Source organism: Bradyrhizobium erythrophlei, from assembly GCF_042430365.1.
GTDB lineage: Bacteria > Pseudomonadota > Alphaproteobacteria > Rhizobiales > Xanthobacteraceae > Bradyrhizobium > Bradyrhizobium erythrophlei.
This window is the reverse complement of the sequence record NZ_JBHMET010000232.1, coordinates 56230-68441: the sequence shown is the minus strand read 5'-3', so window position 1 is coordinate 68441 and position 12212 is coordinate 56230. Positions and strand designations below refer to the sequence as shown.

General features: G+C 65.1%; 14 protein-coding genes. 5 read left to right on the top strand and 9 right to left on the bottom strand.

Features of this window, described 5'->3' with window-relative positions:
- Nucleotides 1-32: 32 nt before the first annotated feature.
- The 8 genes from ACFFWD_RS35165 to coxB all read right to left on the bottom strand — a co-directional run bounded on the left by ACFFWD_RS35165 (nt 33) and on the right by coxB (nt 6658).
- Nucleotides 33-806 (bottom strand): SURF1 family protein, encoded by a 774-nt coding sequence (locus ACFFWD_RS35165; protein ID WP_376973416.1) that lies wholly within the window; start codon nt 804-806, stop codon nt 33-35.
- Nucleotides 803-1189 carry a DUF983 domain-containing protein gene (locus ACFFWD_RS35160; RefSeq protein WP_376973414.1) on the bottom strand — a complete coding sequence of 129 codons (387 nt, stop codon included), beginning with the start codon at nt 1187-1189 and terminating at the stop codon, nt 803-805. The genes ACFFWD_RS35165 and ACFFWD_RS35160 overlap by 4 nt, the downstream gene beginning before the upstream one ends.
- A gap of 151 nt (nt 1190-1340) precedes the next feature.
- Complete coding sequence (locus tag ACFFWD_RS35155) at nt 1341-2237, bottom strand: cytochrome c oxidase subunit 3 (protein WP_376973412.1); 897 nt, start codon at nt 2235-2237, stop codon at nt 1341-1343.
- Between the two features lie 50 nt (nt 2238-2287).
- The gene (locus tag ACFFWD_RS35150; protein ID WP_376973410.1) at nt 2288-2923 is read right to left on the bottom strand and encodes a cytochrome c oxidase assembly protein; all 636 of its coding nucleotides are present in this window, start codon (nt 2921-2923) and stop codon (nt 2288-2290) included.
- 5 nt (nt 2924-2928) lie between these two features.
- The gene (locus ACFFWD_RS35145) at nt 2929-3093 is read right to left on the bottom strand and encodes a cytochrome c oxidase system small membrane protein (protein WP_376973408.1); all 165 of its coding nucleotides are present in this window, start codon (nt 3091-3093) and stop codon (nt 2929-2931) included.
- Between the two features lie 28 nt (nt 3094-3121).
- Nucleotides 3122-4060: a heme o synthase gene (locus ACFFWD_RS35140; protein ID WP_376973406.1), complete on the bottom strand. Its 939-nt coding sequence runs from the start codon at nt 4058-4060 to the stop codon at nt 3122-3124.
- A gap of 60 nt (nt 4061-4120) precedes the next feature.
- On the bottom strand, nt 4121-5737 hold the full coding sequence (gene ctaD / locus ACFFWD_RS35135) for a cytochrome c oxidase subunit I (protein WP_376973404.1): 1617 nt from the start codon (nt 5735-5737) through the stop codon (nt 4121-4123).
- An 81-nt stretch (nt 5738-5818) separates the two neighbouring features.
- On the bottom strand, nt 5819-6658 hold the full coding sequence (coxB, locus tag ACFFWD_RS35130) for a cytochrome c oxidase subunit II (protein ID WP_376973402.1): 840 nt from the start codon (nt 6656-6658) through the stop codon (nt 5819-5821).
- A 504-nt stretch (nt 6659-7162) separates the two neighbouring features.
- Between coxB and ACFFWD_RS35125 the strand changes: the two genes are divergently transcribed.
- From ACFFWD_RS35125 to ACFFWD_RS35105, 5 genes are all read left to right on the top strand, one after another.
- Nucleotides 7163-7696: an invasion associated locus B family protein gene (locus ACFFWD_RS35125; protein WP_376973400.1), complete on the top strand. Its 534-nt coding sequence runs from the start codon at nt 7163-7165 to the stop codon at nt 7694-7696.
- A gap of 223 nt (nt 7697-7919) precedes the next feature.
- Nucleotides 7920-9344, top strand: a complete 1425-nt coding sequence (gene tldD / locus ACFFWD_RS35120) for a metalloprotease TldD (protein WP_376973398.1) — start codon at nt 7920-7922, stop codon at nt 9342-9344.
- Nucleotides 9344-10117 carry a signal peptidase I gene (gene lepB, locus ACFFWD_RS35115; protein ID WP_376973396.1) on the top strand — a complete coding sequence of 258 codons (774 nt, stop codon included), beginning with the start codon at nt 9344-9346 and terminating at the stop codon, nt 10115-10117. Before tldD ends, lepB begins: the two co-directional genes overlap by 1 nt.
- A gap of 113 nt (nt 10118-10230) precedes the next feature.
- A complete protein-coding gene (locus ACFFWD_RS35110) occupies nt 10231-10575 on the top strand; it encodes an MmcQ/YjbR family DNA-binding protein (RefSeq protein WP_376973394.1) in 345 nt (114 codons plus the stop codon).
- Between the two features lie 100 nt (nt 10576-10675).
- Entirely contained in the window at nt 10676-11305 is a 630-nt protein-coding gene (locus ACFFWD_RS35105) for a nucleotidyltransferase family protein (protein ID WP_376973392.1), read from the top strand.
- A 40-nt stretch (nt 11306-11345) separates the two neighbouring features.
- Here ACFFWD_RS35105 and ACFFWD_RS35100 read toward each other — a convergent pair whose 3' ends face one another.
- Nucleotides 11346-11900 carry a PAN domain-containing protein gene (locus tag ACFFWD_RS35100; protein WP_376973390.1) on the bottom strand — a complete coding sequence of 185 codons (555 nt, stop codon included), beginning with the start codon at nt 11898-11900 and terminating at the stop codon, nt 11346-11348.
- Between the last annotated feature and the right edge of the window lie 312 nt (nt 11901-12212).

Sequence of the window (12212 nt, the reverse complement as noted above, 5' to 3'; positions counted from 1 at the left end):
CCCGGTGACGGACCGTCGGTGACGCCGCGTCCTCACGCCGCCTTGCGCCGCTGCCCCCGCCACCAGATGCCGAACGCGATCACGACGGCTGCGGCCAGCGTGAACCAGGTGATGGCGTACTGCATGTGGTCGTCCTTGAGATGCACCTTGAGCGCACCCGGCTTCGGGATGCCGCTTTCGGGCACCGGCGCCTCCAGATCGATGTAGAACGGCGCGAGTTGCGCACTATCCTGGCCCCAGCCGAGCGCGCGCGCCATCGCGCGGTGGTCGCGGTTGAACCACAGCCGCTTCGCCGCATCCTCATTGGGCGTCAGCTTGCCCGCGGCTTCCGGAAAGCGGATGTAGCCGGTGAGTGTCAGCGGCGCGCCGGTGACGAGACGGCCGGCCACCCGATCCTCGAAGGCACGATCCTGCATCGTGTTCTGCACGAAACCGGTGTTGACCACGACGGTTTCACCATCGGCAAGCTTGGCCGGCAGGAACGCCCAGGTGCCCGGGCCGGAGATGTCGTCGCGCACTGCGGAGCCGGAGCCATAGACCATCGCATCCGGCAGCGGCGCGTAGGTCGCGCTGAACGCGACGCGGCGGAACTCGTCCTTCGCCGAGGTCAGCGTCGGCCATGCCGACGGCGACGGCAGGGCGACCGGCGGCGCCGCGAGCCTTGTGTCGAGCGCTGCGATCAGCGCATGCTTCGCGACGCGGCGCTGCAATTGCCAGGCCCCGAGGGCGACGAAGGACGCCACCAGCACGAGCGTGAAAATGCCGAAGCCGGCGGCGCTGCGCCGGCGTGTCGTCACGTCGTTCATTTCGGCTCGCGCTCGATCAGGCGGCCTTCGGCGGCCTTGTGGTGGAACTGCAGCGCGATCAGCAGCGACTTCATGGCGCGGAGCGGCAGCAGCGTGGTGGCGGCGATCAAGGGCAGCCAGAGCACCGCATGGAGCCAGAACGGCGGCTGGTACTTCACCTCGACGATCAGCGCCGCGGCGACCACGATGGCGCCCGCCAGCATGATGATGAAGATCGCCGGCCCGTCGCCGGCATCGATGAAGGCGTAGTCGAGGCCGCAATTCTCGCAGCGCGGCGCCAATGTGAGGAAGCCCGCATAAAGCTTGCCTTTGCCGCAGCGCGGGCACTTGCAGGCGATGCCGCGCAGCGCGCTCTCGGTTACGGTGGGTGGCGTCTCGGTCATCGGCTCTCTCTAAAGCGCGATGAGATCGCGCCTTAGCTCCTTGTTTGAGCATGATCCGTTCGGAAAACCGCTACACACTTTTCCGGATCATGCAGCGAAAGCAAAAGGGGCGGCCATCGCGGCCGCCCCTTTCTTAGCACGTCACGTGCGATTAGTGCGCGGCGTGGGCCATGGTCTCGGCGCCGCGGCCCCAGACGTAGATGCAGACGAACAGGAACAGCCAGACCACGTCGACGAAGTGCCAGTACCAGGCGGCGAACTCGAAGCCGAGGTGCTGCTTCGGCGTGAAGTGGCCGGCATAGGCGCGGATCAGGCAGACCAGCAGGAAGATGGTGCCGACCAGCACGTGGAAACCGTGGAAGCCGGTCGCCATGAAGAAGGTCGCGCCATAGACGTTGCCGCCGAACGAGAACGTCGCGTGGGCATACTCATAGGCCTGCACGCAGGTGAAGGTGGCGCCGAGCAGCACGGTCAGGATCAGGCCGTATTTCAGGCCCTGGCGGTTGTTCTCGAGCAGCGCATGGTGCGCCCAGGTCACCGTGGTGCCCGAGGTCAGGAGCAAGAGCGTGTTGAGCAGCGGCAGGTGCCAGGGATCGAAGGTCTCGATGCCCTTCGGCGGCCAGGTGCCGGGGACGCTGCAGGCGCCCGCCGCGGTGCCCGCGCCGCAGCCGAACACCGCATCGCGCGTGGCGTGGACCGCGTCGGCCGGGAACAGCGCGGAGTTGAAGAAGGCCCAGAACCAGGCGACGAAGAACATCACCTCGGAGGCGATGAACAGGATCATGCCGTAGCGGTGGCTGATCTGCACCACGCGGGTGTGGTCGCCCTTGTACTGGGCTTCCTTGATCACGTCGGCCCACCAGCTCGCCATGGTGTAGAGCACGCCGACGGTGCCGATGCCGAACACGATCGGCGCGGCCGAATACATGTGATGCATCCAGCCGATCGCGCCGAACGCCATGATGAAGGCCGAGATCGAGCCGACCACCGGCCACGGGCTCGGGTCGACGAGATGATAGTCGTGATGCTTGACTTGCGCCTCAGCCATTGCCGTCTCTCCATTCGCGTGCCGTCAAGGCACGTATTCGTCCCAAAAACTCAGAGGTTGCCCTTGCGCTGGTCCGGCTCGCCCGCAGCCACGGGCTTCGCCGCCGGTTCGCGCACCGGGAAGAAGGTGTAGGACAACGTGATCGATTTCAGCGTGTCGTTCTCGCTGTCTTTCGCCAGTTGCGGATCGACATAGAACACGACCGGCATCTCGCGCTTTTCGCCCGGCGCCATGGTCTGTTCGGTGAAGCAGAAGCAGTTGATCTTCTGGAAGTAGGCGCCGACCGTCAGCGGCGCCACATTGTAGGCGGCCTGCCCCGTGGTGGTCCGCGCCGACTGGTTGGTCACGGTGTAGAACACGGTGACGACCTGGCCGATCTTGACCTCGATGTTGTTCTGCTCGGGCTCGAACTTCCAGGGCAGGCCCGGCGCGACATTCGAGTCAAAACTGACGGTGATGGTGCGCTCGAGCGGCGCCTCCGACGGCGCCGAGGTCGCGACCTGCGTGGTGCCGTTGAAGCCGGTCGTGCGGCAAAACCAGTTGTAGAACGGCACCGCGGCATAGGACGCGCCGACCATCAGCACCACCACGAAGCCGCAGATCGAGGCGACCACCGCGTCGCGCGTCAGCGTGCGGCGCGAGACCTTGGCCTTGTCGGCGCCTTGCGTGGTCGGTTGGTTCGCCATCTCACTCACAGCGGCCGCACCAGGACAGCCGGCCCCTTGACCAGGGTGACGGCGAAAAACAGCAAGACGAGAACGCCGAGCGCGAGCGCAATGGCGACCGAACGCTGGCGACGGCTCTTGAGCTGCGCCTCGGTGAGGACGATTCCTTCTGGCTCTTGCTTGTCGTCCATGGCTGTCCCAAGGGCTCCCATCTCGCCCCTACCCGACGATGACAGGCGCAATTGCGCGGACCACGACCTCGGCGAGGAGAACGGCGAACAGCGCGAACAGGTAAAGGATGGAGAAGGCAAACAGCTTGCGGCAGGCGCGGTTGGCCTCGACGCCCTCGCGGCGGCGATAGACGTTGACGGCGAGCCACAGCATGCCGGCGCCTGATACCAGCGAAGTGATGCCGTAGATTGCGTCGAAATAGCCGAGCGGCCACGGCGACAGCGCGACCGCGACCAGCACGACGGTGTAGAGCAGGATCTGCAGCCGCGTCGCGTCGGGACCGGCGACCACCGGCAGCATCGGGATGCCGGCACGCGCATAGTCGTCGCTGCGAAACAGCGCCAGCGCCCAGAAATGCGGCGGGGTCCAGAAGAAGATGATCAGGAACAGCAGGATCGGCTCCATCGACAGCGAGCCGGTCGCCGCCGCCCATGCCACCACCGGCGGCAAGGCGCCGGCGGCGCCGCCGATCACGATGTTCTGCGCGGTGAAGCGCTTCAGCCACATCGTGTAGACCACGGCATAGAAGAAGATCGTGAAGGCGAGCAGGCCGCCCGCCACCCAGTTGACCAGGATGCCGAGCGTCATCACCGAGAAGAAGGCGAGCGTAATGCCGAACGCCGCCGCTTCCTGCGGCGTGATGCGGCCGCGCGGGATCGGCCGGTTGGCGGTGCGCGACATCTTGGCGTCGATATCGGCCTCATAGGCCATGTTCAGCGCGCCGGAGGCGCCGGCGCCGACCGCGATGCAGAGGATCGCGGTGATCGCCAGCACGGGGTGGACGTGCACCGGCGCGATCAGCAATCCGACCAGCGCCGTGAACACCACCAGCGACATCACCCGCGGCTTCAGCAGCGCGATGTAGTCGCCCACCCCGGCCTCTGAGATCCGGGGCAGCTCGATGGCGTGGTGATCGACAACCGACAAGACTGGTCTCGCTTCCTTCAAGAACGCGGCGCACCTTAAGGTGCGCCGCGCTGTCTCAACTCACTGCACGCGCGGCAGCACTTCGAACTGGTGGAACGGCGGCGGCGAGGTCAGCGTCCACTCCAGCGTGGTCGCACCCGCACCCCACGGATTGTTCGCGGCCTGCTCCTTGCGGACGAAGGCATCGATCACGCCGTAGATGAAGATCAGAACACCGAAGGCAGAGATGTAGGAGCCGATCGAGGAGATCAGGTTCCAGCCGGCGAACGCGTCCGGATAGTCGACATAGCGGCGCGGCATGCCCGACAGACCGAGGAAATGCTGCGGGAAGAACACCAGGTTCACGCCGATGAAGGTGACCCAGAAGTGCAGCTTGCCGATGGTCTCCGAGTACATGTAGCCCGACATCTTCGGGAACCAGTAGTACCAGCCCGCGAAGATCGCGAACACGGCGCCGAGCGACAGCACGTAGTGGAAGTGCGCCACCACGTAATAGGTGTCCTGCAGCACGCGGTCGACGCCGGCGTTCGCCAGCACGACGCCGGTGACGCCGCCGACCGTGAACAGGAAGATGAAGCCGATCGCCCAGACCATCGGCGTCTTGAACTCGATCGAGCCGCCCCACATCGTGGCGACCCAGGAGAAGATCTTCACGCCGGTCGGCACCGCGATCACCATGGTGGCGGCGACGAAATAGGCCTGCGTCGCCGACGACATGCCGACCGTGTACATGTGGTGCGCCCACACCACGAAGCCGATGCCGCCGATCGCGACCATGGCGTAGGCCATGCCGAGATAGCCGAACACGGGCTTGCGCGAGAAAGTCGAGACGATCTGGCTGATCATGCCGAAGCCGGGCAGGATCAGGATGTACACTTCGGGGTGGCCGAAGAACCAGAACAGGTGCTGGAACAGCACCGGATCGCCGCCGGCGTCGGCCGCGAAGAAGGCGGTGCCGAAATTGCGGTCGGTCAGCAGCATCGTGATCGCGCCGGCGAGCACGGGCAGCGACAACAGCAGCAGGAACACCGTCACCAGGATCGACCACACGAACAGCGGCATCTTGTGCAGGGTCATGCCCGGCGCGCGCATGTTGAAGATCGTGGTGATGAAGTTGATGGCGCCGAGGATCGAGGACGCACCAGCAAGGTGGAGCGACAGGATCGCGAAGTCGACCGCTGGCCCGGGATGGCCCGAGGTCGACAGCGGCGCGTAGATCGTCCAGCCCGCTCCGACGCCGTTGGCGCCCGGCTCACCCTCGACGAAGGCCGACATCACGAGCAGCCCGAAGGAAGCCGGCAGTAGCCAGAACGAGATATTGTTCATGCGCGGGAATGCCATGTCCGGCGCACCGATCATCAAAGGCACGAACCAGTTGCCGAAGCCGCCGATCATCGCCGGCATGACCATGAAGAAGATCATGATCAGGCCGTGCGAGGTCACGAACACGTTGAAGGTGTGCGATTCGTGGAAGATCTGGACGCCCGGATACATCAGCTCGGCACGGATCGCGACCGACATCGCGGCACCGATGATGCCCGCGAACACCGCAAAGATCAGGTACATCGTACCGATGTCCTTGTGGTTCGTGGAGTAGAGGAAGCGCCGCCATCCGGTCGGATGGTGCGCGTGATCATCATGGGCGTGATCGTCGTGTGTCGCTGCGCCTGTAGCCATGTTCCAAATCCTGCCTTGCAGTCCCTATGGGGACCTCGCGGTCCCCTCGCCCTTAACCCTTATGCGCGGAAAGCCGGTGGCTTACTGCGCTGCCTGACCAGCCGAGGCGTACGAATTCGCCGGGTTGGTCGCAAACTTCTTCTTCGCCCCTTCGACCCAGGTCGCGAATTCCTGCTCGCTGACGACCCGCACCGCGATCGGCATGAAGGCATGGTCCTTGCCGCACAGTTCCGAGCACTGGCCGTAGAACATGCCGGTCTTGGTGGCCTTGAACCAGCTTTCGTTGAGACGGCCGGGGATCGAGTCGATCTTGACGCCGAAGGCCGGCACCGCGAACGAGTGGATCACGTCGGCGCCGATGGTCTGGATCCGCACCACCTTGTTGACCGGCACGACCATCTCGTTGTCGACGCCGAGCAGGCGGGGCTGCTTGTCCTTGTCGAGCAGCGAATCGAACTCGAACTTGCCGTTATCCGGATAGGAGTAGGACCAGTACCACTGCTTGCCGGTCACCTTCACGGTGAGATCGGGCTTCGGCACGTCAAGCTCGAGGAACAGAAGGCGGAACGACGGCACCGCGATGCCGACCAGGATCAGCACCGGGATCAGCGTCCAGGCCACCTCGATCAGCGTGTTGTGGGTGGTCCTGGAGGGGACCGGATTGGCCCTGGCGTTAAACTTGATCACCACGATCACAAGCAGCGCCAGCACGAACAGCGTGATCAGGGTAATCAGCACGAACAGGAAGTTATGAAACCAGATGATGTTTTCCATCACCGGGGTCGCGGCTTCCTGGAGCTTGTACTCCCACGGCGCCGGTTGTCCCATTTCGGCAGAAGCCGTTCCGCCGGCCACAAGCGACAGCCCCGCCGCCGCAAACCCCAGCAATTGCCGGCCAAACTGGCCAATCGACATCTTCATGCCGCTCGCGCTCCCTTGATAATTCCCCAAAGCACCCCGGCGCACGGCCAAAGATGCAGCACGATCCGCCCTGACAAACGGCTTAACCGGACGTACCCGTCTTCAAGGACGGTGGGTACGGGAGCCAGATCGCTAGAACGCGTCGAAATCCAGCCTCTCAAACCATAATTCGCAGGCGCTCGCAATGCAGTAGTAGGGCCGAAGCCCATGCGTCCGCGATGAACCTGCCGCCCTCGGATTTTCCCGCAAAATCAGGCAAAAGGAACGGATTCGGTAATCGGCCCTGCTTGACAGGGGGATTGCCGGATGTACCCACAGACCGGATGCTCCACAGGAACCTGATTCGGCTCGCGGAGCCCTGACCGGCGCGGGAATTGCTTGAGGAACGCCTTCAAGGCGCCGTCATTGCGGTATCAGTCGATGGGTAGCGTGCTGCCGGCGGCCGAACGGACGGCCGGGCTTGGACCTAACATCCTTGGACCCAACATCAGAGGACCGACCCGGATGGGCACTTCGAACACGCAGGCAAGACGCACGGCGCTGGCGGGCGGGCTGGGCTGCCTGCTCGCAGCGGCCCTTTTCCTTGGCCTGACCCAGGCGGCGAACGCGCAAGGTGCGGTGCGCTCGGTGCACGGCGACTGGCAGATCCGCTGCGACACCCCGCCCGGCGCCCAAAGCGAGCAATGCGCCCTGATCCAGAGCGTGGTAGCGGAAGACCGCTCCAACGCCGGCCTCACCGTGATCGTGCTGAAGACCGCCGACCAGAAGAGCCGCCTGATGCGGGTGGTGGCGCCGCTCGGCGTGCTCCTGCCCTCCGGCCTCGGCCTCAAGCTCGACAACCAGGACGTCGGCCGCGCCGGGTTTGTGCGCTGCCTGCCCAATGGCTGCGTGGCCGAGGTCGTGATGGACGACAAGCTGCTCGGTCAGCTCAAGACCGCGAAAACCGCAACCTTCATCATCTTCGAGACGCCGGAAGAGGGTATCGGCTTTCCGCTCAGCCTGAACGGGCTCGGCGAGGGGTATGACAAGCTGCCGTGATCGACCGCACTGTCGCAGCCTCTCCCGGTTTGCGGTCATAGGCACTATCTTCCATGATCGTTGTCCCGGCCCCGGTCGGGGCCGAACGACAGGTTTCCGGATTGTAAGATGAGCCCGCCGCTTGTCTCTGCTTAGATCGTGAACCTGTGGTGATGGCCTGCCCCGGTTGCGCAGTTGCAACCGGCCGGGACGACCGTGACATTCGCACTGCGCTGGAGTGACCATGACCAACCCTGCCACCACCTCCCTGCTCGACCGTGCCAATCTCGACCGCGATGCCGTCCGCCGCGAGGTGGCGCGCGGGCTTGCCGGAGCCGATGACGGCGAACTGTTCCTGGAGTTCGGGCAGACCGAGGCACTGGTGTTCGACAACGGCCGGCTGAAGCAGGCGACCTACGACACCTCGCAGGGCTTCGGCTTGCGCGCGGTCAAGGATGACGCGGTCGGCTATGCACACTCCTCCGACGTCTCGGTCCCGGCGCTGATCCGGGCCGCGGATGCGGTCGCCGCCGTCCGCGGCGGCTATTCCGGTAACTTCGCCGCCGCACCTGCGCATACCAACATCAAGCTCTATGGCGACGAGAACCCGCTCGACGGCCCAGCGTTCGAGGCCAAGGTCAAGTTGCTCGGCGAGATCGACGCCTATGTCAGGGACAAGGATCCGCGGGTGCGGCAGGTCTCGGCCAGCCTCACCGCGACCTGGCAGGTGGTCGAGATCCTGCGGCCCGACGGCGAGAGCTATCGCGACATCCGCCCGCTGGTGCGCGTCAATATCTCCGTCGTCGCCGGCCAGGGCGACCGTCAGGAGAGCGGCAGCATGGGCTATGGCGGCCGCGAGGGTTACGCGCGCTTCATCGAGACCAAGGCCTGGCGCGACGCCGCCGATGGCGCGCTGCGCGAGGCGCTGGTCAATCTGGAATCGGTGCCCGCACCTGCCGGCGAGATGGACGTGGTGCTGGGCGCCGGCTGGCCCGGCGTGATGTTGCATGAGGCGGTCGGCCACGGCCTCGAGGGTGATTTCAACCGCAAGCAGACGTCAGCCTTCGCAGGATTGATGGGCCAGCAGGTCGCGGCCAAGGGCGTGACCGTGGTCGACGACGGCACCATGGCCTCGCGCCGCGGCTCGCTCTCGATCGACGACGAGGGCACGCCGACCAACCGCACCGTACTGATCGAGGACGGCATTCTGGTCGGCTACATGCAGGACCGCCAGAATGCGCGGCTGATGAACATGAAGCCGACCGGCAACGGCCGCCGGCAGAGCTACGCCCATGTGCCGATGCCGCGCATGACCAACACCTACATGCTGGCGGGTGACCGCGACCCCGCCGAGATCATCGCCTCCGTCAAGAACGGCATGTACGCCGCCAATTTCGGCGGCGGCCAGGTCGACATCACCTCAGGCAAATACGTCTTCCAGTGCACCGAGGCCTACAAGATCGAGAACGGCAAGTTAGGGGCGCCGCTGAAGGGCGCGATGCTGATCGGCAACGGGCCGACCGATCTCCACAGGATTACCATGATCGGCAACGATCTTGCGCTCGACACCGGGATCGGCACCTGCGGTAAGAACGGCCAGGGCGTGCCGGTCGGCGTCGGCCAGCCGACGCTGCGGATGGAACGGATTACGGTCGGAGGAACAGGCTAGTGAGCACCAGCGGGAACGAGATCACGGCGGCCAAGCCGACGAGCTGGCGGTCGCAGGCGGCGCAACTGGCCGCGATCGTGGCCGTCGTGTTCGTCGCCAAGGGCGCGATCGCCGAGCCGTTCTACGTGCCCTCGGGCTCGATGGAGCCGACGCTTCTGATCGGCGATGCGCTGGTGGCCTCGAAATATCCTTACGGCTATGGCGCGGCCTCGCTGCCGATCCAGATCACGCTGCCGGAGACCGGCCGCCTGTTCGGCGAGACGCCGAAGCGCGGCGATGTCGTGGTGTTCCGCTGGCCGGGCGACCGCTCGCAGGCCTGGGTCAAGCGCGTGGTGGGATTGCCAGGCGACCGCATCCAGATGCGGCAGGGTCAGCTCTTCATCAATGATCGTCCGGCGACGCTGAAGCCCGACGGCACCGGCTTCGCCGAGGACGACCGCGGCGGCGGCGAGGAAGCCTATCGCTATGTCGAGACGCTGCCGAACGGCGTCAGCCACGCGATCTTCAAGATGCGCGACAACGGCCGGCTCGACAACACCGCCGAGGTGACGGTGCCATCAGGCAAGCTGTTCGTGCTCGGCGACAACAGGGACAATTCCGCCGACAGCCGTGTGCCGGTGCGCGATGGCGGCGTCGGCCTGCTTCCGATCGACAATCTGATCGGCCGCGCCGACGCGGTGGTCGGCTCCTGGGACATGGGCATGCGCAGCCAGCCGGTCTGGACCTGGCTCTCCGGCTTCCGTCTCGCACGGTTCTTCACCTCGGTGCAGTAGGCTCACGTAGCCCGGATGAAGCGCAGCGCAATCCGGGACAAGTCCCTCATCCTGCGAGATCCCCGGATTACGCTACGCTCCATCCGGGCTACGTTTCTTCATGGGGCAGGGCCATGACCTTCGACGACGTCAGACATATCGCGCTGGCGTGGCCGGAGGTCGAGGACGGCACCTCCTACGGCACACCGGCGCTGAAGGTCCGCAAGAAGATGCTGGCGCGGCTGAAGGAAGACGGCGACAGCCTGGTGATGCAGGGCGTGCCACTAGATGAGCGCGACATGCTCATCGAGAGCCAGCCCAGGGTCTTCTATTTCACCGACCACTACCGCGATTACCCGATCGTCTTGATCCGCCTGTCGAAGGCCAAGCGCGCGACCGTCGAGCCGCTGCTACGCCGGCACTGGCGCACGCTGGCATCGAAGAAGGCGGTGAAGGAACTCGACGCTCAGGAAGCATAGAATGTAGGGTGGGCAAAGGAGCGTAGCGACGTGCCCACCTTTCTTGCACCGAACGTGAGATGGTGGGCACGCTGCGCTTTGCCCACCCTACGGCAGCTCGATGAACTCTGACGAATTCCTTTCCCTTGCGCTACGCAATACCGCGAACGAGATCATCGTCGGCGAATTGTTTGCCATGGCCCTTCCCGACCCATGGCTCGTCTCCGGATGCCTGATGCAGACGGTGTGGAACGTGCTGACGCAGCGCCCGGTGGACTACGGCATCAACGACTACGACATCTTCTATTTCGATCCGGACACGTCATGGGAAGCCGAGGACGCCGTGATCCACAGACTGCAGGATCGCCTCGCTCCTCTCGGCGTCGCGATCGAGGCGCGCAACCAGGCCCGCGTCCATCTCTGGTATCCCGGCAAGCACGGCGTGCCCTATCCGGCCTTGTCCTGTTCGACCGAGGGCATCGACCGCTTCCTCTCCAGGACCACCCGCATCGGCCTCCGCCGCATCGCTGACGGTTACGACATCTACGCGCCGAATGGCTTCGACGATGTCGCTGAGATGATCGTGCGGCCGAACCGCACCGCGAATTTTTCGGCGGCGAATTACACGACGAAGGCCGCACGGTGGAAGGCGCTGTGGCCGGAGATCACGGTGATGGCTGCGCAGGATGAGCGCGTACTTTGTAGCCCGGATGAAGCGAAGCGAAATCCGGGGCCGTCCAACGCGGATTAAGTGTTCCCGGATTGCGCTTCGCTCCATCCGGGCTACGCATTCACCGCACCACGCCCGAGGTAAACCCGGCCTTCCTTCGCGGCGGCTTGATGTCCTTCTTCAGGAAGCAATGCGCGTCGCGGCCGGCATAGCCGGGGCGGGCATAGGTCCAGGCGCGGCATTTGTTGTCGGCGGTGCAGGCGGCCTGGCAGGCTTCATCGCCGTCGCTGCTCTTCAATTCAAAGTTCTTGTAGTCGCCGCCGAAGCGGTCGATCGAGCTTTCGATCGCGCCGTTGCGCGGTTCGACCACGCCGGCGCCGCGCACGCCGGAGACGCAGCAATCGCTCTGCACCCGCGGCGGCACGCTGCTCTTGAGCCAGCACACCGCGCTCGAGGTCACGTCGGTCGGATAGTTGAAGCTCCACGCCCGGCAGCGCCGGTCGCGCTCGCAAGTGAGCGCGCAATCGGCGGGATCGCCCGACGTCACCGGCGCGCTCTGGTAGTCGCTGCCGGGACGATCGAAATTGGTCTGCGCCAACGCCGGACGCGTGGCGAGAACCGCCGCCAAAACGGCGAACGTCACCACCGACGCCCTCAAGAGGCGGCCTATCTCCATGATATTGCTTTCAAATTCGCGCAGCCCCGCGCCTTTGACGATCCGTCATTTGAGCGCCATCAACCTGTACGGTGGATGAACGGCCGGCAACGGAGGCGTGATTACGCAGGAGGCGCTCTCCTGCGAGAGGACCCCCAGCCCGCCGACGAAAGCGACTCGTTTTCGTCATGGCCGGGCTTGTCCCGGCCATCCACGTCTTTCTTCTGTGGTTGGAGCAAAGACGTGGATGCCCGGCAGCCGGCTACGCCAAGGCTTCGCCGTGCTCAGCTCTCAGCCTCGCCAGAGCTTCAGCGAAGGCGGGCACAAGGCCGG

Bases quoted from the DNA above. Each gene is read 5' to 3' on its own strand.
- ACFFWD_RS35165 (WP_376973416.1), bottom strand. From the start codon at position 806: ATGAACGACGTGACGACACGCCGGCGCAGCGCCGCCGGCTTCGGCATT.
- ACFFWD_RS35160 (WP_376973414.1), bottom strand. From the start codon at position 1,189: ATGACCGAGACGCCACCCACCGTAACCGAGAGCGCGCTGCGCGGCATC.
- ACFFWD_RS35155 (WP_376973412.1), bottom strand. From the start codon at position 2,237: ATGGCTGAGGCGCAAGTCAAGCATCACGACTATCATCTCGTCGACCCG.
- ACFFWD_RS35150 (WP_376973410.1), bottom strand. From the start codon at position 2,923: ATGGCGAACCAACCGACCACGCAAGGCGCCGACAAGGCCAAGGTCTCG.
- ACFFWD_RS35145 (WP_376973408.1), bottom strand. From the start codon at position 3,093: ATGGACGACAAGCAAGAGCCAGAAGGAATCGTCCTCACCGAGGCGCAG.
- ctaD (WP_376973404.1), bottom strand. From the start codon at position 5,737: ATGGCTACAGGCGCAGCGACACACGACGATCACGCCCATGATGATCAC.
- coxB (WP_376973402.1), bottom strand. From the start codon at position 6,658: ATGAAGATGTCGATTGGCCAGTTTGGCCGGCAATTGCTGGGGTTTGCG.
- ACFFWD_RS35125 (WP_376973400.1), top strand. From the start codon at position 7,163: ATGGGCACTTCGAACACGCAGGCAAGACGCACGGCGCTGGCGGGCGGG.
- tldD (WP_376973398.1), top strand. From the start codon at position 7,920: ATGACCAACCCTGCCACCACCTCCCTGCTCGACCGTGCCAATCTCGAC.
- ACFFWD_RS35110 (WP_376973394.1), top strand. From the start codon at position 10,231: ATGACCTTCGACGACGTCAGACATATCGCGCTGGCGTGGCCGGAGGTC.
- ACFFWD_RS35105 (WP_376973392.1), top strand. From the start codon at position 10,676: ATGAACTCTGACGAATTCCTTTCCCTTGCGCTACGCAATACCGCGAAC.
- ACFFWD_RS35100 (WP_376973390.1), bottom strand. From the start codon at position 11,900: ATGGAGATAGGCCGCCTCTTGAGGGCGTCGGTGGTGACGTTCGCCGTT.